Origin of the sequence: Arsukibacterium tuosuense (genome assembly GCF_900215315.1) — a bacterium.
GTDB lineage: Bacteria > Pseudomonadota > Gammaproteobacteria > Enterobacterales > Alteromonadaceae > Alishewanella > Alishewanella tuosuense.
Genome location: NZ_OBEB01000010.1, coordinates 46,789 through 68,320, shown reverse-complemented (window position 1 = coordinate 68,320; position 21,532 = coordinate 46,789). Strand labels below are relative to the sequence as shown.

Annotated in this window: 13 protein-coding genes; 8 read left to right on the top strand and 5 right to left on the bottom strand. The window is 50.4% G+C overall.

Going from position 1 to position 21,532, the window contains the following annotated elements; genetic code table 11:
• Positions 1-2: 2 nt before the first annotated feature.
• Both CRO03_RS17440 and CRO03_RS17435 read right to left on the bottom strand, forming a co-directional pair.
• Positions 3-3,059, bottom strand: coding sequence for an efflux RND transporter permease subunit (locus CRO03_RS17440; RefSeq protein WP_097112952.1), 3,057 nt, complete (start codon positions 3,057-3,059; stop codon positions 3-5).
• Positions 3,056-4,132, bottom strand: a complete 1,077-nt coding sequence (locus tag CRO03_RS17435) for an efflux RND transporter periplasmic adaptor subunit (protein WP_097112951.1) — start codon at positions 4,130-4,132, stop codon at positions 3,056-3,058. Before CRO03_RS17435 ends, CRO03_RS17440 begins: the two co-directional genes overlap by 4 nt.
• Before the next feature lie 240 nt (positions 4,133-4,372).
• On the opposite strand from CRO03_RS17435, the gene CRO03_RS17430 reads away from it, so the two are divergent.
• Entirely contained in the window at positions 4,373-5,428 is a 1,056-nt protein-coding gene (locus tag CRO03_RS17430) for an alkene reductase (protein WP_097112950.1), read from the top strand.
• A gap of 88 nt (positions 5,429-5,516) precedes the next feature.
• Here CRO03_RS17430 and CRO03_RS17425 read toward each other — a convergent pair whose 3' ends face one another.
• Positions 5,517-6,029: an aldolase/citrate lyase/malate synthase family protein gene (locus CRO03_RS17425; protein WP_141397767.1), complete on the bottom strand. Its 513-nt coding sequence runs from the start codon at positions 6,027-6,029 to the stop codon at positions 5,517-5,519.
• A 265-nt stretch (positions 6,030-6,294) separates the two neighbouring features.
• On the opposite strand from CRO03_RS17425, the gene CRO03_RS17420 reads away from it, so the two are divergent.
• From CRO03_RS17420 to CRO03_RS17405, 4 genes are all read left to right on the top strand, one after another.
• The gene (locus CRO03_RS17420) at positions 6,295-7,800 is read left to right on the top strand and encodes a DUF3612 domain-containing protein (RefSeq protein ID WP_097112949.1); all 1,506 of its coding nucleotides are present in this window, start codon (positions 6,295-6,297) and stop codon (positions 7,798-7,800) included.
• Positions 7,801-7,980: 180 nt separating this feature from the next.
• Complete coding sequence (locus tag CRO03_RS17415; protein WP_097112948.1) at positions 7,981-10,050, top strand: M13 family metallopeptidase; 2,070 nt, start codon at positions 7,981-7,983, stop codon at positions 10,048-10,050.
• Positions 10,051-10,505: 455 nt separating this feature from the next.
• Positions 10,506-13,103, top strand: coding sequence for a bifunctional aconitate hydratase 2/2-methylisocitrate dehydratase (gene acnB, locus CRO03_RS17410; protein ID WP_097112947.1), 2,598 nt, complete (start codon positions 10,506-10,508; stop codon positions 13,101-13,103).
• Positions 13,104-13,437: 334 nt separating this feature from the next.
• Entirely contained in the window at positions 13,438-13,824 is a 387-nt protein-coding gene (locus CRO03_RS17405; protein WP_097112946.1) for a YacL family protein, read from the top strand.
• Here CRO03_RS17405 and CRO03_RS17400 read toward each other — a convergent pair.
• Positions 13,821-17,123, bottom strand: coding sequence for a sensor histidine kinase (locus CRO03_RS17400; RefSeq protein WP_097112945.1), 3,303 nt, complete (start codon positions 17,121-17,123; stop codon positions 13,821-13,823). The genes CRO03_RS17405 and CRO03_RS17400 overlap by 4 nt on opposite strands.
• A gap of 264 nt (positions 17,124-17,387) precedes the next feature.
• Between CRO03_RS17400 and glnK the strand changes: the two genes are divergently transcribed.
• The 3 genes from glnK (at position 17,388) to CRO03_RS17385 (ending at position 20,954) form a co-directional block, all read left to right on the top strand.
• A complete protein-coding gene (gene glnK, locus CRO03_RS17395; RefSeq protein ID WP_019675062.1) occupies positions 17,388-17,726 on the top strand; it encodes a P-II family nitrogen regulator in 339 nt (112 codons plus the stop codon).
• 11 nt (positions 17,727-17,737) lie between these two features.
• Positions 17,738-19,009, top strand: a complete 1,272-nt coding sequence (locus CRO03_RS17390; protein ID WP_097112944.1) for an ammonium transporter — start codon at positions 17,738-17,740, stop codon at positions 19,007-19,009.
• 985 nt (positions 19,010-19,994) lie between these two features.
• Positions 19,995-20,954, top strand: a complete 960-nt coding sequence (locus CRO03_RS17385) for a Dyp-type peroxidase (protein ID WP_097112943.1) — start codon at positions 19,995-19,997, stop codon at positions 20,952-20,954.
• Positions 20,955-20,962: 8 nt separating this feature from the next.
• Here the strand turns inward: CRO03_RS17385 and argR are convergent, their stop codons facing one another.
• Positions 20,963-21,430 (bottom strand): transcriptional regulator ArgR, encoded by a 468-nt coding sequence (gene argR / locus CRO03_RS17380; RefSeq protein WP_097112942.1) that lies wholly within the window; start codon positions 21,428-21,430, stop codon positions 20,963-20,965.
• Between the last annotated feature and the right edge of the window lie 102 nt (positions 21,431-21,532).

The following is a 21,532-nucleotide window of genomic DNA, read 5'->3' as shown; positions in this document are numbered from 1 at the left end:
TGCTAAACTTTGCGCGGCCGCAGTTTTTCACCCAGCACCAGCATACAAGGCGTTAAGAACAGGGTCAGTAAGGTCGCAAAAGTCAGGCCGCCGGCAATGGCACTGGACAGCTGGGTCCACCATTGGGTCGAGGGGGCACCAAAGCCGAGGCTGGGTTCCAGCAGGTTAACGTTTACGGCCAATACCATCGGCATCAGACCGAGCACGGTGGTTACCGATGTTAGCAATACCGGCCGCAAGCGCAGGCAACCTGTTTCCAGCGCCGCTTCGATTGCCGACATACCGCTTTGCCGCAGCTGATTAAAGGTATCAATTAATACGATATTATTGTTCACCACAATGCCGGCCAGGCCGATAATACCCATTCCGACCATCACGATACCAAAGCTCTGACCGTTGACCAGTAAGCCCAGTAATACCCCTGCAGTGGAAAAGACAATGGCTGACAGTACCAGCAAACTCTGATACCAGCTGTTAAATTGCACCAGCAGGATCATCAGCATTAAGAATACAGCGGTAGCGAAAGCCCCGATTAAGAACGTCATGGCTTCCTGCTGATCGGCGCTTTCTCCGGCAGTTTTCACCTTCACGTTTTCAGGCAGTGCTAAATCGCTGGCCAGCAGTGCCTGTAAGCGCTCGCTAACCTGAGCACCTGGCGCTAAATCGCTTTTAATCGTGACGGCACGGTTGCCGTCTATCCGCTTAATAACACTGGTTTTAGGCGCCGGCACCAGTTCAACAAAATTACTCAGTGCTACCTGGCCCCGCGGCGTTTGAATGGTCAGCCGGCCCAGCTGATCGAGCGAGCGCCAGAATTGCGGGAAGCGCACCCGGATATCCACTTCGTCACTGGCATATTCCGGCCGGAACTTGGCCAGCAGTAAGCCATTACTGACCATTTGCACGGCATTGCCAACGGTAAGGACGTCGGCCCCAAAGCGGGCGGCGGCGGCACGGTCAACTTCAATCCGCCATTCAATGCCGGGCAGGCTGCGGTCATCTTCAATATCGACAAAGCCTTCCATTTGCTCCATCTGGCGGATAATTTGTTCTACCGCCTGTTCGGTGGCAGCTGCTTCACTGCTGCTTACCTGAAGTTCTATCGGTTTGCCGGCGGCCGGACCTTCCTGTTGCTGGCGAAACTCCAGAATAATTCCGGGAATATCGTCAGTAAGCTGGCGCATGTCATCCAGAATGGCGGCTGCTTTGCGCCGCTCATACCAGTCGATAAACTGAAACTGCAGGGTGCCGACCACATCGGGTGCCAGCTCGCCGTCCGCGCTGGCCAGCGAGCGGGCATACAGCGCTTTAACCTCGGCTAAACCCAGCAGACGCTGCTCAACCTGTTTGAGCAGGGCATCTTTTTCATAAATAGACATATCACCGCGGGCCCGCACCCACACTTGTGCAGATTCCGGCTCTACTTCAGGGAAAAACTCCAGGCCATGGTTGTATTTGCCGTAGCCGACAAAGATCAGTGCCATGGCGCCGAGTAACCCAGCCAGGGTCAGGCCGGGATGGCGTAACAGCCGGCTAAGCAGACGGCGGTAAGCCAAACCTGCCCGACTGGCTTCGACGTTATGAGGTGCTGGTCGGGCGCGGGTGAGCCCGCCCATTACCGGCAGGAAAATCAGCGCCATAAATAACGATGCCAGCAAACACAGGATCACCGTCGCCGGCAGGTATTTCATAAACTGGCCCACCACACCCGGCCAGAACAACAGCGGCATAAACACCACCACTGTGGTGGCGGTAGAGGCAATAATCGGCCAGGCCATCCGGCCGGCAGCGTTGGCCCAGGCTTCTTTTGGTTTCTGGCCTTCACCCAGGTTACGGTCGGCCAGCTCACTGACCACCACCGCACCATCCACCAGCATACCGGCCACCAGAATAAGCGCAAACAGCACAATAATATTCATGGTGTAGCCAAGGGCAAAAATCATCAGAATACCGGCAAAGAAGGCGCCGGGTATGGTGATACCAACCAGCAGCGCTGAGCGCACGCCCATAGTGGCGATAATTAATATCAGTACCAGTACGACCGCAGTTAACACGTTGTTCAGCAAGTCTGACAGCATGTTTTTTACTTCTTTTGACTGGTCCATAATGTAGTTAATCTGCATGCCATCCGGAAACTGAGTACTGGCCTGGTCGATCAACGCTTTGGTTTGTTCAATGGTAGAGATAATATTGGCGCCGGCACGTTTCTTCACTTCCAGCACTACTGCCGGCTGGCCATTAATCCGGGCAAAGCCCAGCGGGTCTTTGAAGCTGCGACTAATAGTTGCGACATCGCCAAAGGTGATAACAGTATCGCCATCGACCTTAATTGGCATCGACAGGACATCTTCAAGGTTTTCAATCACGCCCGGTACTTTCATCGCGAAGCGACCGGCACCGGTATCCAGGCTGCCTGCAGCAACCAGCCGGTTATTGTTTGATACCAGACTGAACAGTTGCTGGTAATCCAGGCCATAGCCCTCAAGGACTTGTGGGTCTACCACGATTTCCAGCATATCTTCGCGATCGCCACCAATGTCTACTTCCAGCACTTCAGGGATAGCTTCGATGTTTTCCTGAAGCTGCCGGGCGATATACACCAGCTGGCTTTCAGAAACGGGGCCGGATAACCCGACCGATAATACCGGGAACAGGGCGACGTTAATTTCATTGACTGTTGGCTCATCGGCTTCGCTGGGCAGCTTGGCCCGGGCGGCGTCTACTTTTACCCTGACATCGGCCAGCGCCTGGTCGGCGTCAAAGCCGGCATCAAATTCCAGCATGACTGAGGCGTGGCCTTCGCTGGAGGTTGAGGTCATTTTTTTTATGCCTTCCAGGGAGCGTAGCTCGTGCTCCATCGGCCGCACTAATAAACGCTCACCATCTTCCGGGCTGATGCCATCCAATGACATCGATACATACATCATCGGAATAGCGACGTCGGGGTTGGCTTCTTTTGGAATAGTCTGATAAGCGGTAATACCGGCAATAAATAAAAACAGCAGCAGCATTAAGCTGGCGCGGCTGCGCCCAATCGCCGCCTGAATAATGGCATTCATCGCTTGGCTCCTGCCACCTGCACTTTATCACCTGGCTTAACAAAGCCCGCACCCTGAGTAATGATCTGCGCCCGCTCAGGTAAGCCGGTTACCCGCGCCCCTTCGTTGTCTGCGCTAACTATTTGTACCGGATAAAATTCAACCTGCTGTTGCTGATTAACTGTGGAAACACCCAGCTGGCCGTCACTGTTCAGGCTAAGGAGTGCCGGCGATATCAAATGAGCCTGAACCGGCTCCAGCTGCACTTCAACCGTGGCGCTGCCGCCGGCAATCCGCAACAGTTCCGGGTTAGCAACCGTCACCTCAATGTAGAAACTGCGGGTGGCCATATCGGCAGCATAACTGATAAAACTGAGCTCGCCACTGAGCTGACGGCCATCAAGTAAGCGCAGATTAACCTGCTGGCCGGCTTGTAAAGCCGCGATATGCTGCTGGGGAATTTGCGCGGTAACCTTAAGTTTATCAATTTGTACCAGTTGCATTAGCTCTGTGCCCACTTGCACCACATCTCCTACTTCAACATGGCGCCGATCTATCACCCCGTTAAACGGCGCAACCGGTTCAATCTGGGCCAGTGCCAGCCTGGCATTTTCAAACTCTGCTTCGGCTCTGGCCAGTTCACTTTCCAGCCGGGTAAGCTCGGTTTCAGACAGAAACTGCGATTTCCCCAAGGTGCGGGCACTGGCAAGTTCCTGCTTTTTTAAAGTTAAGTTGGCCTGAGCCTGGGTTAATAACTCGCTACGACCTTCATCAGATAACCGTAGTAATCTTGCCCCCTGTTGCACGCTGTCGCCCTGGCGGGTCAGCAGCTCCACTATAGTACCGGCTTGTTGTGATTTAATACTGATACTACGCCAGGGTAATACCTGCCCCTGAGCTACCCGGGTTAACTGGTAGGGCTCGCCATCTGACCAGCGGGCTTCAACCAATGATAGCTCCTGTTCCGCTGTCTGCTGCTCTGCAGGCGCGTTATCTTTTGCACCATACTTATCGCCACTGAGTAACCAGAGTAACAGTGCCAGCGCTAATATAATGGCGATAATGACAGGAGAGGCGGCGAGCTTTTTAAACATGAGCGATCCTTGGCGGTAACGGTAAACAGCATTACGGCGTGTATCAGCTGAAATATACCTACGTGAATGAATGTAAGCAAGTTGATAACTGTAACCAAATGTGGTGAGTTTAACATGCCACGGCAGTAATGTTGCCTGGTGGGGCCTTGTTTTTTGCTGGATGCAGACCAATTAATTCACCAGCTTATCGGTAGTTTTGTTGCCGTTAATTCTTGTAATAGCTAACTAACGGGACATGTTATGGCCAATTTATTCGACCCAATTCAAGTGGGTGAGTTACAGCTACCAAACCGGATCATCATGGCGCCACTTACCCGCTGCCGGGCGGGTGCTGGCAGGGTACCAAATGAGCTGATGGTTGAATACTATCGGCAACGCGCCACAGCAGGGTTGATAATTACCGAAGCGACATCAGTTTCACCAATGGGCGTAGGTTATCCGGATACCGCTGGGATTTGGTCAGACGAACAGGTTGCCGGCTGGCAAAAAGTGGCCGCTGCCGTGCATGAAGCGGGTGGCCGGATAATGCTGCAATTATGGCATGTTGGCCGGATTTCAGACCCACACTATTTAAATGGCGAACTGCCGGTAGCACCCAGTGCTATTGCTGCCAACGGCCATGTCAGCTTGCTGCGTCCCAAAAAAGCGTATGTTACACCACGTGCGCTAGCGACAGAAGAAATTGCCGGCATTGTCGAGGCGTACCGGCAGGGAGCTGAAAATGCCAAAAAAGCCGGTTTTGATGGTGTAGAGATACATGGCGCCAATGGCTACCTATTGGATCAGTTTCTGCAGGATGGCAGTAACCAGCGTACTGATCAGTATGGTGGCAGCATCGAAAACCGGGCCCGCTTAATGCTGGAAGTAACCGATGCCGTTATATCGGTGTGGGGCGCAGGCCGGGTCGGCATGCATCTGGCGCCCAGAGCAGACGCCCATAGTATGGGTGACTCACAGCGTAGCGATACTTTTGGTTATCTGGTGCAACGACTGGCTAAGCGCAATATTGCCTTTATCTGTGCCCGGGAAGCGCAGGCCGATGACAGCTTAGGGCCTAAACTGAAGCAGTTGTTTGGTGGCGTATATATTGCCAACGAAAAATTTGATAAAGCCAGTGCCAATAAGCTGATTGCCAGCGGCGATGCTGATGCCGTGGCTTTTGGAGTACCCTATATTGCCAACCCCGATTTAGTGGCCCGTTTTGCCACTGACGCTGAATTAAATACCGCAAAACCAGAGTTGTTCTATAGCGGCGGTGCCGAGGGCTATACCGATTATCCGGTCTTGGCTGAGTAGTTAGTTAAAACGCTTTAGTTGTCAGCTAGCTTTTGTTGGCAATGTCCAGCGTCCCCGCTCAGGACGCTGGTACAGCCAGGAAAACTACTCATGCCTGATAAGAACCGCCATCTTTGGCGGTAAAGCGTTTTTCGCTCTGGCAACCTTTACTAACCTGCTTACCGGTCAGCATACTGAACCAAGGTTCTGAGGGCTGTTTAGCCTGCAGCTGAATGTCATCAATCCCGGCGCAGTCTTTTTCACCGTTGCAGCCATGGCGGTTTAACACCAGCTCTACATGGCGGCCCTCATTTACTAATACCAGTGACTCCGGTGCTTCACGGTGGCCGCTTAGCGCCACAAACTGCGCCGGGTTTTGCAGGCCGCTCTTGCTGCCGTCGGCGAAAAACGCCAGCAGGTGCTGGAAATACACCATATAACACACTACATCTTTGTGTGAGCCTTCGGCTAACGGAAACGTTTTATCCAGGAAGCCTTTCGAGTAATCCATGATCTGCTTTACATGGCGCTCATTCAGCTGATTAATCACGTTTAGCTCGGTCGCCATCCAGGCATTATGATTTGGCGTGTTTTGGCTGTGGGTTGGGGCCAGTGTAGTCATGTTGTTATCCTCGTCTTTTGTCGGGTATTGGTAAATCTCATAAAGCAGGCTTGGAATCCTGTTGGCGCAGCCACAGAGTGTCTGAGCGGATGCGCCAGCAGGAGCGAGTTGCTGTGGCGAGCACGGCAGGAATTGCAAGCCGTGCTCTGTGCAACTTCATTATTTCCCTGCTTCTAATGAGCTTGTTGCTATCGGTTAAAAACTAGTCTAGGCTAAAAATCAGCATAATTTCACAATAAAAATTTTACAGTGTGAATTTTACAAAATGAAAGCAAACAAAAGCCTGCTCAGAAAGTCGCATTTTTTAGGTACTAAAATCAGAAACCTGAGAAAGCGCAATAACTTAACCATGGAAGACTTGTCTACCCGTTGTATCCGGGTAAACCCGGAACAGGCGCCGTCGGTGTCTTATTTGTCAATGATTGAGCGCGGCAAACGTACGCCCGGCATAGAAATGCTGGAGGTTATCGCCGAAGTATTTCAAAAAGACCTCGATTGGTTTTTAGATGGCGAAGATGAAGGCCAGGATTTAACGCCGCAAAAAGGCAGCCGCGGCGGTATTAGCGGCATGGCGCTGGAGCCGGGCTTTTTATTCTCGAATGACATTCTGCAAATCGCCATTCCGGAAATGTTGTCGCAAACCGGTACCAGCGGTAAACAATTTGCTCAGTTGCTGATCCGGGCCCATCAGGAGCATCACCAGAACCACTTTCCTGAGCTGGAACGCGCCGCTGAAGAAGTCGGCCAGAAGCGAATGCCACTCAGTGTCGACGAGCTGCTGGCGATTGTAAAACAACTTGGGTTGAAGGTAAGCTGGTTCACAGCACCACCGCAAGATATTCTGGATGAGTTAGGCGTGCTATCGAAAAACGTGTCCACCTCGTTTTTTACCCCGCCGGCTACCCTGCATTTAAACCGTTTGCTACAGCAATTTCCTACCCGCCTGAAGTACGAGCTGGCAGTGCACATCGGCCATGCCGTGCTGCACAATAAAGATGGCGTAAAAAGCAGCATGACGGTCGGTGGCACCCATGACGATGATATGTCGCAGTCGACTGCAGTGCAGCCACAAGACATTCTGCACGCCTGGCGGGATTTTGAATCGAGCTTTTTTGCCGGCGCGTTGCTCTGTCCCAAGTTACCGTTTCGTCAGCTGCTGGACAGGCAGGGTTATGAAATCAGCAGCCATCAGCAGGCGGGTGTGTCGGCATCAGTAGCGATGCGGCGGATGACTGCGGTGTCTCCGTATACTCACTGGCACTATTTTGATGCCTATACCCCGGGCAAACTGAAAGCGGTGTATCGCGGCAATGGTATACCATTGCCATGGGGCAATATGCGTAAGGTGGAAGATCCCTGTCAGAACTGGGCGGTATTCAGGATGTTTGACGTGGAGGGCGTCGCCAGTAGCGCCCAGTTGTCTTTGCTGGATGTAAACGGTCAGCCACGGATTTACTGCTGTGAGTCGACCAAAGTCAGCGATTTAGCCGGTAACAGTCATGTGCTGTGCGCCGGCATTGATCTTAATCCGGCATTGCTGGCTCAGGGTGTCGATGCCGATGCGATGGCCAGCGAGCTGAAACAGTTATGTATAAACAGCGCAGGTGGTGCCAGAGTGCCGAAAACCATTCAAACCTCCTTAACCAGCGTCGCTAATATTTTAAATATTAACTGGGTAGCCCGCAGCCTGCAAAAACCAGCGCAGTTGATTTGTGCCCGGGGCAATAGTTGTCCGCGCAGTCCGGGCTGCTACAACTGCCCCAGCAACTAATTTATACCCAAACCAGTTGAAGATGCCGCCAACACCGCTGCAACTTCAAGTGGGACGGGTATATATATTCTGTTACAACTTGTCGGCTGCAGATATTTGGCTTTGGCTGACGGCAGCGTTAAGATAGCAGTGACACTATAACTATAACCCTATTTCATCCCCGTATTTCAGGAACCGATAATGAAGAGAATCAGTATTATTGCTGCCAGCGTTGCCCTGGCGTTAGGTCTGGCCGCGTGCAGCGAACCAGCAGATAACAAAACCAGTGAGCCGGTAGTTGCTCAGCAGCAGGCGCCTCGGGTGTCTGGGGTAGATAGCCAGTATTTTGACCCGGCGGTAAAATTCAGCGAAGACTTCTTTCTGGCGATCAACGGCAAGTGGCTGGCAGAAACCGACATCCCAGCGGACAAAGCGTCTTATGGCTCCTTCCATATCTTAAACGACAACTCACAACAGGCAGTTAAAGCCATTATTGATGAAGTGTCGGCCCGCACTGATTTAAAAGAGGGCTCTGACGAGCAGAAATTAGGCCATTTCTTTAATAGCTTTATGGACGAAGCAACGATAGAAAAGCTGGGTTTAAGCCCGCTGCAACCGCAATTAGATGCAATCAGCTCGTTGGAAAACAAACAGCAGTTACCAACACTGTTTGCCCAGTTACAACGTGATGGCATCGCTATTCCGTTTGGCTGGTTTATTAATAACGATGCAAAAAACTCCACCGAATATGCGGTATATCTGAACCAGGGCGGCTTAGGCCTGCCAGATCGCGACTATTATTTTAATGATGACGAAAAATCATTAAAACTGATTGCCGATTACAAAGCCTATTTAACTGATATGTTCAACATGGCAGGTAATGCCGATGCTGCCGCAGCCGCTGAGCGGGTATTTGCCCTGGAAAAAGCGTTGGCCGAGCACCACTGGACCCGGTTAGATAACCGTAATGCTGATAAAACCTACAATAAAGTCACGGTTACTGAGCTGAATAACAGCATGGGTAGCTTTAACTGGGCGGCGTTTGCCAATGGCGTAAAGCTGGCAGAAGTAAACGATATTATCGTCCGTCAACCGAGCTACTTCGAAGGGTTTGCCAAGGTCGTCGAGGCCACTGATTTACAAAGCTGGCAGGATTACCTGAGTTTAAAAACCATTCATGGCTATGCCGATAAACTGAGCAGCAACTTTGCTGATCGTCGCTTTGCCTTCTATGGCACCACTTTAAGCGGTACCGAGCAACAGCAACCACGCTGGAAGCGGGCGGTAGATGCCTCAGATCAGGTATTGGGTGAACTGACCGGTAAATTGTATGTCGAGCGCCACTTTAAACCTGAAGCCAAAGCACGGATGGAAGAGTTAGTAGCCAACCTGATTAAAGCTTATGAAATCTCGATAAAAGAACTGGAGTGGATGACCGAAGACACCAAAGTGGCGGCGCTGGATAAACTGAGCAAGTTTACCCCGAAAATTGGCTATCCGGACAAGTGGAAAGACTACTCTGCATTAGAAATTAAAGAAGACGACCTGGTAGGTAACTTTATCCGTGCCAGCCATTGGGGCTACGATGAAATGGTGGCTAAATTAGGCCAGCCAATCGACAAGAGCGAGTGGTTTATGACCCCGCAAACCGTCAATGCCTACTATAACCCGGTTAACAATGAAATTGTGTTCCCTGCGGCTATTCTGCAACCGCCGTTCTTTAATATGGACGCGGATGATGCAGTAAACTATGGCGGTATTGGTGGCGTTATCGGCCACGAAATCGGCCATGGTTTTGATGACCAGGGTGCCAAGTACGATGGTGACGGTAATCTGCGTAACTGGTGGACTGAGCAGGACAAAGGCCAGTTCCAGGCCCGTGGTGCTAAATTAATTGGCCAATACAACAAGTTTGAGCCACTGCCAGGCGTTAATGTTAACGGTGCGGTGGCCCTGGGTGAAAACATTGGCGATTTAGGTGGTATGACGGTAGCGCTGAAAGCCTACAACTTATCGCTGGACGGTAAAGAAGCGCCGGTTATGGATGGCTTTAGCGGTGAACAGCGGTTCTTTATCAGCTGGGCCCAGGTATGGCGCACTAAGTTCCGCGAAGAAGCGTTGCGTCGTCAGTTAAGTACCGGTCCGCATTCACCAGCTCATTACCGGGTTATTGGTGTGTTGCCGAATATTCCTGAGTTTTACACCGCCTTTGATATTAAAGAAGGTGATGCGATGTATATCGCGCCAGAGCAGCGCGTTAAGATCTGGTAACGGTTAATCCATAGGGTAATATTTTTCTGCTACACTGCACAGGCTGAACACTTAGGTGTTCAGCCTTTTTTGTGTATGAGTGACCTATAGTTAAGTGATATGCGGCCGGTTACAATTCCCGCCCTGGCTCGCCACAGCAACTCACAAATGCTCGCGCATTTGCTCAGACACTCTGTGGCGCCCAGTTCGGGATTCTAACCTCTGCTGCAGACAACGGGCGACACGGTATCTTTGCACCGAAGCCGACCGGAACCCTCAGCGTACTGAGGTCTGACCACTATAACAAAGAATATATAACATCCGGTTTTGCATTCACGCTATTTATACCCACTATAAGCGGCGTGGTTAACGGCCTGATGTCAATTTGGCCCGAATTTTTATATAATCACGCCCATTCATTCTAAGAATGACGCCGCAGTAGCAAGACTGCCGGCAACGACCAAGAGGATCATACTGTGCTACAACAATATCGCGAACATGTGGCCGAGCGCGCTGCGCAAGGTATCCCGCCAAAACCGCTCAATGCCGAGCAGGTAGCCGCCTTAGTTGAACTGTTAAAAAATCCGCCAAAAGGCGAAGAAGAAACCTTAGTTGATCTGCTGGTTAACCGGGTACCACCGGGCGTTGATGAAGCGGCCTATGTTAAAGCCGGCTTTTTAGCGGCGCTGGCTAACGGCGAAGCCAGCAGCAGCCTGATCAGCGCAGAATATGCTACCGAGTTATTAGGCACTATGATGGGTGGCTACAATATTCAGCCGTTAATCAGCCTGCTGGATAACGAAAAGTTAGCGCCAATTGCCGCTAAAGCACTGTCGCACACCCTGCTGATATTCGATGCGTTTCATGATGTCACGGAAAAAGCCGACGCCGGCAATGCACATGCTAAGCAAATCGTACAAAGCTGGGCCGACGCTGAATGGTTTGAAAGCAAGCCAGCGCTGGCTGAGAAAATTACTGTTACGGTATTTAAAGTTTCTGGCGAAACCAACACGGATGACTTATCACCGGCACCAGATGCCTGGTCTCGGCCCGATATCCCGCTGCACGCGTTAGCTATGCTGAAAAATGCCCGTGAAGGCATTAACCCGGATCAGCCGGGCACCGTTGGTCCGATTAAGCAGTTAGACGAGCTGAATAAAAAAGGCTTCCCGCTGGCCTATGTTGGCGATGTGGTCGGTACCGGTTCATCACGTAAATCTGCCACTAACTCTGTACTGTGGTTTATGGGCGATGACATTCCTTACGTGCCGAACAAGCGCGGCGGTGGCTTCGTGTTAGGTGGTAAAATTGCGCCTATTTTCTTTAACACCATGGAAGATTCAGGTGCGCTGCCAATTGAAGTAGACGTATCCAAGCTGGAAATGGGCGATGTTATCGACATTCTGCCATTTGAAGGCAAAATTGTCCGTCACGGTAGCGATGAAGTACTGGCTGAATTCAGCCTGGCAACTGACGTGTTAATTGACGAAGTGCGCGCCGGTGGCCGGATTCCGCTGATTATCGGCCGTGGTTTAACTGATCGCGCCCGCGAATTCCTGGGCCATGGCCCGTCGGATAAGTTCCGCCGGCCACAAGCTAAAGTTGATTCTGGCAAAGGCTTCACCCTGGCGCAAAAAATGGTTGGTAAAGCCTGTGGTGTGCAGGGCGTTCGCCCGGGCACTTACTGCGAGCCGAAAATGACCACTGTGGGCTCGCAAGATACCACCGGTCCGATGACCCGCGATGAGTTAAAAGACTTGGCCTGTTTAGGCTTCTCAGCTGACTTAACCATGCAGTCGTTCTGTCACACCGCCGCTTATCCGAAGCCGGTTGACGTAGATACCCACCACACCCTGCCGGACTTTATTATGAACCGTGGCGGTGTAGCACTGCGTCCTGGCGATGGTATTATCCACAGCTGGTTAAACCGGATGTTACTGCCTGATACCGTCGGTACCGGTGGCGACTCACACACCCGTTTCCCGATTGGTATTTCTTTCCCGGCCGGTTCTGGTCTGGTTGCTTTTGCTGCCGCTACCGGTGTTATGCCATTGGATATGCCAGAGTCAGTATTAGTGCGCTTTAAAGGCGAAATGCAGCCAGGTATTACCCTGCGCGACTTAGTGCATGCCATTCCATACGTTGCCATTCAGAAAGGTTTGTTAACGGTTGATAAGAAAGGCAAGAAGAACATTTTCTCCGGCCGTATTCTGGAAATCGAAGGCTTACCAAACTTAACGGTAGAGCAGGCATTTGAACTGTCTGATGCTTCTGCCGAGCGCTCAGCCGCCGGCTGTACGATCAAGCTGTCTGACTCATCTATTGCCGAGTATCTGGAATCAAACATCGTTATGCTCAAATGGATGATTTCAGAAGGTTACGGCGATGTGCGCACTATTGAGCGTCGTATTCAGGCGATGCAAGCCTGGCTGAAAGATCCACAGCTAATGGCTGCTGATGCCGATGCTGAGTACAGTGAAATTATCGAAATTGATCTGGCTGACATTAAAGAGCCGGTGCTGTGTGCACCAAACGATCCGGATGATGCACGCTTACTGTCTGAAGTAGCTGGCGACAAGATTGATGAAGTGTTTATCGGTTCTTGTATGACCAACATTGGCCACTTCCGGGCGGCCGGTAAGCTGCTGGATAAGTATAAAGGCCAGTTGCCAACCCGGTTATGGATTGCCCCGCCAACCAAGATGGACCAGGCGCAGTTAACCGAAGAAGGTTACTACAGCATTTTTGGTAAAGTCGGTGCCCGCACTGAAATGCCAGGCTGTTCACTGTGTATGGGTAACCAGGCACGGGTAGCGGAAAACTCTACGGTAGTGTCTACCTCTACCCGGAATTTCCCGAACCGCTTGGGTCAGGGTGCTAACGTCTACTTAGCCTCAGCTGAGCTGGCGGCAGTGGCTTCTATTATTGGTAAGCTGCCAACAGTAGCGGAGTATCTGGAATACGCTAAGCAAATCGACGCGACCGCGGCTGATACTTATCGTTATCTGAACTTCCATCAGATGCCACAGTACACCAAAAAAGCGGATAACGTGATTATCCAGCAAGCGGTGTAATTGCCGCTGTTGTGCAAAAGGCCTGCAATCGCAGGCCTTTTTTCTGCTCGCTAATATACGGCGAGCAGCTACAATTTTATGACCATCAAACAGATAAACGTTCGGTTGTCGCAACTTTGCGCAACCTTAGCGGGCCTGAATACTCTGCCAGGGCGACACAGAGTGTCTGAGCGCCGCAAGCCTTAGGGCGACAAATTCGTCAGGAACGAATTTGAACAGCTTTGCTGGCTTGCTAAGGGTAGGATATCCGCAGTAGTTGCTGTGGCGAGCCTGGCAGAGTATGCAGGCGTGCTCGCGCAAAGTTCCATCTACTGCTTAAACATGGAACAGAAGTATGGAATACGACTTTATTTACGATCGCAATACACTGCAGTTCAGCATCAGGCTGGCGGCAGAACATGAGGTATTAGGCCGCTTTTTACTGGACGAATTTGGCCAGCAGGCCGAAACCTATTTGCCGCTGCTGCAGCAACTAAGCGCGCTTAAGCCGCACCAGAGTATGCAATATCAAGGCAAGGAGTTTTTGCTGGAGGTAGAAAATAGCGAAGTGACGCTAAGCCACAACACCCTTTTTAACCAAAATAATGAGCAGCCAACCGAACAGCAGCAAGCCCTGATTGAGGAAGGGTTAGAACTTGAGCAGCAGGGTATGAGCTGTCAGTGCGGGCTGGAAGATTTACTAAAACTGCTGCGGGAATGGCAGCAGTTTCTGGCGGATTAATCTGCTTTTACATTTAAAGGTAACAATAAGGTAAAACGGGTGCCTTCGCCCGGTGTGCTGCTGACTTTAACACTGCCACCCAACTTCTGGGTAATAAGGTTAAATACAATATGCAAGCCCAGGCCGGTGCCGCCCTGATGGCGGTTGGTGGTAAAAAACGGGTCAAATATCCGCTCAATGTGCTCATTACTGATACCCGCACCATTGTCTGCAAATACAATTTCAACCTTTGCCTCTAGTTGTCTGCAGCGAATGGTGATCTCGCCACTGTTGCGGTCTTTAAAGCCATGAACCACGGCGTTTTGGGTGAAATTGGTTATGATCTGGCCAATAGTGCCCGGGTAGCTATCCATTTCAATATTATCAGGGCAGTGAACCAGCAAGCTGACTTTGCGGTTGCGCCACATTAAACTCAGGCTGTCGAGTAATTCATCAAGATACTTTGCCAGATTAAACCGACGCTGGTTGTCTGCAGTGAGATCCACCGACACCTGCTTGAAGTTGGCGACTAACTGCGCGGCCCGCTGCAAGTTATGATCAAGTAACAGACCGGCCTGGACTAATTTACTCAGATAGTTATCCATCTCCTGTCGCCGAATATTGCCGCTGGCCAGCTTCTGCTGCAACAATTGGCTCTCTTCTGTAACCACACTGTTAGCCGTTAACGCTATGCCCAGCGGGGTATTTACTTCATGTGCCACACCAGCAACCAACTGGCCAAGTGCGGCCATTTTTTCCGTACGAACCAGCTCTTTTACTGTCGACTCAAGCTGGACCAGGGTTTGTTCGGTTTTATTCTTTGACTCTTGCAATGCCCGGGTGCGCTCATTCAACGCCTCAGTGCGTTGCTCGACTAACCAGGCCATTTCTTCCTGTTGTTTACGCAGATTTTTTAACCGAAATAAATGGACTCCGAGCATTAAGGTTAGCAGCAAGCCGATAAGTAACACCCGTGCCAGCCACGTTTCCCACCACAACGGCAATACTTTAACATTCAGGGTAGTTTCGTCACTCCAGCCTGACTGGGCTATACCTGCACGCAACCGAAACTGGTAGTCGCCAGGGGGTAGTCTCTCAAAACTGGCGCTGCGCCCCGCGGCATTATGGGTGATCCAGTCAGCTGTCACCGGATCAAGCCGGTATTGAAACCGGACCTGGGCGGTTTCAATAAACTCCCTGGTGGAATAATTAACGCCGAAACCCCGGCTGCCGCTGGCGGGAATAGTCAGTTCAGCTGTTGGTAACGGGGTGTCTTCGCCGTTGACCTCTATAGCCAGAATAGCTGGTGTGGCTATAGGCCCTGCAGAATAGGCCAGCACTTGTTCCGGCTGAAACAGGGTAAAACCATCCATGCCGCCAAAAACAATAGTGCCATTAGCCATTACGTTGCTGGAGCCGTTAATATAGTCACGCCGCAGCGTGCCATGCTGATAGCCAAAGTTACGAAAGCGGTTGGTTTCAGGGTTGAATACCGAGATGCCAAAAGCACTGCTTAACCAGATATTACTGGCCTGATCAAGTTCTGCGGCTTTAAGCTGGCCACTGGCTAAGCCTTCGGCTTCAGCAAATTGCTTAAAGCGGAATTCAGCTGGTTCACTGCCTGTACCTGGCATAATAAGTTCAAGTAGACCGGTGCCGTTAGTTGCCAGCCAATGACGATTATCAGCGGTCATCACATAGGCCATCGGCGCAGAGGGCAGGGTATATTCTAACGTTGTCGCGTTGCTGGCCAGTTTGTGCTCAAATATTAAGCTGCCATCAGAGGCGTCAAACCATGCCAAACCACTGTACGACCCCACCAGAATATAATGTTGCCCCACTGGTTGAATAAAGGTAATGGCGCGACTAAAAGGATGTTTAGCAAGAGTGGTTTGGCTGGTTTCGTCCACAATAACCAGGCCGAATTGGTCAATTGCCAGCCACAAGTAACGGGCAGATGCCCAAAGCCGGCGCACAGGGCCTGGCGGTACTGACGCCGGCAGCGTAACGTTTCGGTAGTTGCCGTTCTCAGAGTTAACAGCAACAATGTCCTGACCATGTCCGAACCATATTTCATCTGCTCGTTGCAACGCGCAAAAAAAGGTAAAGCCATTGCTGTTACTGTCGGTCAGCCGGAAGTTGGCGTCGGTTAAATTCAGGCTGAACAAACCGTCTGCGGTTCCCGCCCATAAGGTATTATCATCGCTGGCCAGACTAATAGTTGCGGGGTTTCTTGCGATGTCCATTAAGGCTAGATCATGGGTGATACTGACAAACAGGTTATTTGCCTGATTGAGCCGGGATACGCCACCATTCCAGGTGCCGACCCAGATGCTACCATCCGTATCTTGCAGCAAAGCAGCAACTTTACCACTGCCGAGACTGGCCGGGTTATTTCGTTGGTGGTGATACGACACTTTTTGCTGCCAGTACCCGGATTCCAACGCTAAACGGCTTAACCCATGCTGGGTGCCAATCCAGATATCAGCATTACTATCCATTGTAATGCTACGAATTTCTTTACTGGCTAAGTTTTTGTCATAGCTTGTAATTTCAATCTCAGTCCAATTGTCGGATCCAGCTTCAAGCATCAGCAGACCTTCACGTTCCAGGCCAACCCACACTCTGTCAGCTTTATCATGATATAAGGCCATGACTGAGGCGTCGGAATATGGAAAATTGCTGGCTGCGGCGATGTGCTGACTACTGGGGTCAAAACGCAGCAAACCGCGTGGCGTACCCAGCCATAAATTGCCGGCGGCATCGGCCGATAAGGCGGTAATATTCAGATTAGAACCACCATACCATTGAATTTTCTGCGTTGAATTCTGCCACAATGCAAGGCCCTGATTGGTGCCAATCCATAGCCGCTGCTTTTGATCCAGATGCAGCGCCAGTACCAGCGGTTCTGTACCGTTAGCGGCCTGTTTCAGGTTGACATTTTCAAAGGTACCCAGTACCGGATTAAAATAATTCAGGCCGTTCAGGGTGCCTACCCAAAGCATGCCCTGCTTATCTACCAGCAAAGATGTCACAAAATTATCACTGAGTGACTGACTGAGTTGTTCTTCCGGAAGAAATACCTGGATAGAAAAACCATCGTAGCGGTTCAGGCCACTCTGGGTGCCGATCCAGATATTGCCAACATGGTCCTGCGCAAGAGAAGTAACAGTGGTCTGCGACAAACCTTGTTCAATATCAATTCTGGCAAAACGTGAAGCAGCCGGAAACTCTGCAATTTGTGATGAAAAAAGTGGCAGGGATAGCACAGCCAGCACAACAAACATCAATAAACAACATAGTCGGATGACCAGGTACATAATTAAACCTTGGGTGCTAAGGCAACGAATAACGTTCTTATCTAATGCTAAGCATAGCCGTAAATGTTATGGCTGCAATATTACAGTATCAGCATGTTGCTCTGCACAGCCAACGGGAAATACTGCACCATTGTGGGGCGCGGCAAGGTTACAAAGTAGATGAATATTATATAAATCACTGTAATTAATGGTGATTTTAAAAGTGGCACAAGGTTTTCTTGTATTTGATGCAATCGCAGAAGATTAGTACATAAGGAAACCAACATGAAGCTTGTTTGTGCCATCATCAAGCCGTTTAAACTGGACGATGTTCGCGAAGCTATTGCAGACATTGGGGTAGAAGGTTTAACGGTAACAGAAGTAAAAGGCTTTGGCCGTCAGAAAGGGCATACCGAATTATATCGCGGTGCCGAATATCAGGTCGACTTCCTGCCCAAAGTAAAACTGGAAATTGCTGTGCTGGACGATCAGGTTGATCGCTTGCTGGAAGCCATTCAGCAAGCTGCTCATACCGGCCGCATTGGCGACGGTAAAATTTTTGTTTACGAGCTGGAACGTGCGGTACGGATCCGTACCGGCGAAGCCGACGCTGAAGCGATATAAGGAGCCCTGTCATGCAAGAACAAATTTTTCACTTACAATATGCCATGGACACCTTCTACTTCCTGATTTGCGGAGTGCTGGTAATGTGGATGGCTGCTGGCTTTTCGATGCTGGAAGCCGGTCTGGTGCGTTCGAAAAACACCACGGAAATTCTGACCAAAAACGTCGCGCTGTACTCCATTGCCTGCATTATGTATCTGGTATGTGGTTACGCCATTATGTATGACGGCACCTGGTTCTTAAGCGGACTGACAACAGTGGATGTTGATGCCACCCTGACCAGCTTTGCTGAGCGGGAAGATGGCTTTACCGGCGGTGCGGTATACTCTGGCGCGTCTGACTTCTTCTTTCAGGTCGTGTTTGTTGCTACCGCCATGTCAATTGTCTCTGGTGCAGTGGCCGAGCGTATGAAGCTGTGGGCCTTCCTGGCCTTTGCCGTAGTATTAACTGGCTTTATTTATCCGATGGAGGGTAGCTGGACCTGGGGCGGCAATGCGGTATTTGGCTTATATACTCTGGGTGATTTAGGTTTCTCTGACTTTGCCGGCTCAGGCATTGTTCATATGGCCGGAGCGTCTGCTGCATTAGCGGGAGTTATTCTACTGGGCGCCCGTAAAGGCAAATACAGCAAGGACGGCAAAATTAATGCTATCCCAGGTGCCAATATGCCGCTGGCCACTTTAGGTACTCTGGTGCTGTGGATGGGTTGGTTTGGCTTTAATGGTGGCTCCGTGTTAAAGCTGGGTGATATCAGTAATGCCAATGCCGTAGCGGTAGTGTTTCTGAATACTAATGCCGCTGCTGCCGCTGGTGCTGTCGCTGCGTTAATCCTGTCAGTGGTACTGTTCCGCAAAGCGGATTTAACCATGGCGCTAAACGGTGCTTTAGCGGGCCTGGTTGCGATTACTGCTGAGCCGTCTACACCATCGCCATTGTTGGCAACATTATTTGGCGCTATTGGTGGTGTGCTGGTTGTGGTGTCAATTATCACTCTCGATAAACTTAAAATCGATGATCCGGTTGGTGCTATTTCTGTGCATGGCGTGGTGGGATTACTTGGTCTGTTGCTGGTACCGGTAACCAATAGCAACAGTACTTTCAGCGGACAGTTGATTGGTGCTGCCACTATCTTTGTCTGGGTATTTGTGACCAGCTTTATCGTCTGGTATGTGCTGAAACTGGTCATGGGGATCCGGGTTAGCGAGCAAGCAGAGTATGAAGGCGTTGATGCCTCGGAGTGTGGTATTGAAGCCTATCCTGAGTTTGTCTCGTCGGTAAAGTAAGCAGCCTGGGGAGGGCCGGTGGGACTTCCCGGGAGCGGGTTGGTGATGCAATACCGGTAATGTCAGGTAGCGCATCAGCCAGCTGAACCTAAACCACCAAACTACGTCTATCCTTGTCCTTTGTCTTAGAATCTGACGCCCTGCGGTAATTGCCGCGGGGTTTTTTTATATCCTTCGTATTTCACGCTGCAGCTTTGTTGACTTCCCTCGCTCGGCTCAATCGCATAGCAGCACTATGCTCATGAGCACTCACTTACTTGTCGCCTCACTGCAACGTTAATTACTTTGGATATTTGATTTATTAGTGATGAGTTATAAGGAGGGGAAATTTTCTTTAGGCCAGAAAAGCGAAAGGCCGCAAACTTCGCGGCCACTTTCGGTTCTGTTTCAGCTAATCCGTACTGTTACTCGTCCTGAGTAAATCATCCCTGGCTCCATCCCGGAGTGTCCAGCGGCATCTTGCCGGGTCCTGCTGTCCCTAACTATTACTACCTTGTAATAGTACACTCATCCTGAGTGGTCCTGCTGTCATCCTTGTCATTCTGCGCTTGTGAAGCTAACAAAACGGCCATCCTGGCGGCTTCCTGCAATATCATCCTGATATTATAGGCTCATCCCGGAGCGTGTCCTTTAACCTTCCTTGTGCTATCCTAGCTTTGATTTACTTCCTGTAAATCGTACTGACTTCCTGTCAGTTCTCATCCGTTGATGTGTTCATTATGCAACGAATGACGCTCGCAGGGATGCTGGTTTCAGAAATAAACCTGCTGTAATAATATTGTAAAATGTTAATATTTAATAATAAATCATATAAAACATGAGCTTAATAGAATGTGTTACTTTGAGCTTTGCAGAAAATAGCGTTTAAACTTACCTATTTGTGAGATATATCTCACACAGCAATCAGGTTTTTGTCTTCGATTGCAGCCAAAGAGCAAAAAATAGCAATAGAATTTGTATCAGTAATCGGAATTCAGGGAAGGTAATGGCAAGAGAACAACTGGGCATATGCGCTGAGGCTAACTTACATGCCAGCTATCTGCTATTTAACGCGCTGGAAGGGCAGGAGGCCGTAATGCGACAGAAGCTGGCGCGAGTGCCAATATTGCTGGCCCGGCTGGCAGAACACTTCTCTGAGGCGCAACTGACGGGTGTGGTTGCTATAGGTGCCAATTACTGGGATAGCCTTTACCCCGGAGCCCGGCCACAGGGGTTGCAAGCTTTTCCATTTGCTGACAATGACAACCTGGCGTTAGCTGAAGTCTGGGCAGACTTATTTGTCGTTGTGCGTTCTGACAGACTGGATGTCAACTTCATTGCTTGTCAGCAAATATGCCAGCTATTGAAACCCGATGTTGATTTACTGGAGCAATTGCAGGGCTTTCGCTATCTTGACGGCCGTGATCTAACTGGCTTTATCGACGCACCGCAAAATCCAAAAGGCAGCCGTAAGCGCCAACTGACGTTAGTTGACCCGATTACACAGCCCGTCTTTGCCGCCGGCAGCTATCTGTATTTACAACGTTGGCACTATGATTTGGTGCACTGGCAGCAGCTGGAGATCAGTCAGCAGGAAGAAATAATGGGAGTGAGTAAAATCGAGGGCACGTTGTTGCAGCCGCCGAGGTTGCACCCCAACAGCCATGCCTTAACCAGTCGGCTGGGAAAGGCAGAAAATTTACCGCCGCTGGTGACGCAAAACATGCCTTTTGCTGAGCAAAATAGTCAGGGCCTCATTAATTTAAGCTATGCCAGCGAGCCTGATAGTTTTAACCGGCAGTTTGGTTTTCAGTTAGGTTGCCAACCTAGCAGGCAGGGTGAGCCGGGCCACTCGGCAAATCAATACGATTTATTTTTCGATTATTGCCACGCCGATCTTTGTGCCGCGTTCTTTGCGCCGTCACTGAGCTTTCTGGAGATGGCGTGCCGACCAACCGGTAAATAGCGAACCTGTTATACTTTTTCAAACAGCTCAGTCACTTTACCCAGAGTAAAGTTGATATTTTTTACACTTATCGGCGCTATAAAGATAGTGTCGTCGCCGGCAATGGTGCCAAGTACACCCTCAGCTTTACCCACCGAGTCAAGCAACCGGGCAATCAGCTGAGCCGCGCCCGGGCTGGTGCGGATGATAATCATCACATCGTTGTGTTCTATATCTAACACCAGCTGTCGCAGTGGGCTTTTGGTAGTGGGTACACCCAATTCAGGGGGTAGCGTATACACCATTTCCTGGCGGGCATTGCGGGTGCGGACAGCGCCATATTTACTGAGCATGCGGGATACTTTTGACTGGCTGACATTGTCAAAGCCATCATTCTTAAGAGCGTCGACAATTTCACTTTGCGAGCCGAAACTTTCGGTTTTCAGTATTGCTTTAAACGCCTGAATTAAGGCTTCCTGCTTTGATTGTTTGGTCATGGTGGTTTTTCTTGTTGTTGAACGCCTGCTAATAGTAACAAATTCGGCCAATCAGTACAGTTTGTCAGGTAAACAAGACGAAAATTCGCTAAAATGCCAGGG

Bases quoted from the DNA above. Each gene is read 5' to 3' on its own strand.
- CRO03_RS17390 (WP_097112944.1), top strand. From the start codon at position 17,738: ATGCAAGAACAAATTTTTCACTTACAATATGCCATGGACACCTTCTAC.
- argR (WP_097112942.1), bottom strand. From the start codon at position 21,430: ATGACCAAACAATCAAAGCAGGAAGCCTTAATTCAGGCGTTTAAAGCA.
- CRO03_RS17405 (WP_097112946.1), top strand. From the start codon at position 13,438: ATGGAATACGACTTTATTTACGATCGCAATACACTGCAGTTCAGCATC.
- CRO03_RS17430 (WP_097112950.1), top strand. From the start codon at position 4,373: ATGGCCAATTTATTCGACCCAATTCAAGTGGGTGAGTTACAGCTACCA.
- glnK (WP_019675062.1), top strand. From the start codon at position 17,388: ATGAAGCTTGTTTGTGCCATCATCAAGCCGTTTAAACTGGACGATGTT.
- CRO03_RS17435 (WP_097112951.1), bottom strand. From the start codon at position 4,132: ATGTTTAAAAAGCTCGCCGCCTCTCCTGTCATTATCGCCATTATATTA.
- CRO03_RS17425 (WP_141397767.1), bottom strand. From the start codon at position 6,029: ATGACTACACTGGCCCCAACCCACAGCCAAAACACGCCAAATCATAAT.
- CRO03_RS17385 (WP_097112943.1), top strand. From the start codon at position 19,995: ATGGCAAGAGAACAACTGGGCATATGCGCTGAGGCTAACTTACATGCC.
- CRO03_RS17420 (WP_097112949.1), top strand. From the start codon at position 6,295: ATGAAAGCAAACAAAAGCCTGCTCAGAAAGTCGCATTTTTTAGGTACT.
- CRO03_RS17440 (WP_097112952.1), bottom strand. From the start codon at position 3,059: ATGAATGCCATTATTCAGGCGGCGATTGGGCGCAGCCGCGCCAGCTTA.
- CRO03_RS17415 (WP_097112948.1), top strand. From the start codon at position 7,981: ATGAAGAGAATCAGTATTATTGCTGCCAGCGTTGCCCTGGCGTTAGGT.
- CRO03_RS17400 (WP_097112945.1), bottom strand. From the start codon at position 17,123: ATGTACCTGGTCATCCGACTATGTTGTTTATTGATGTTTGTTGTGCTG.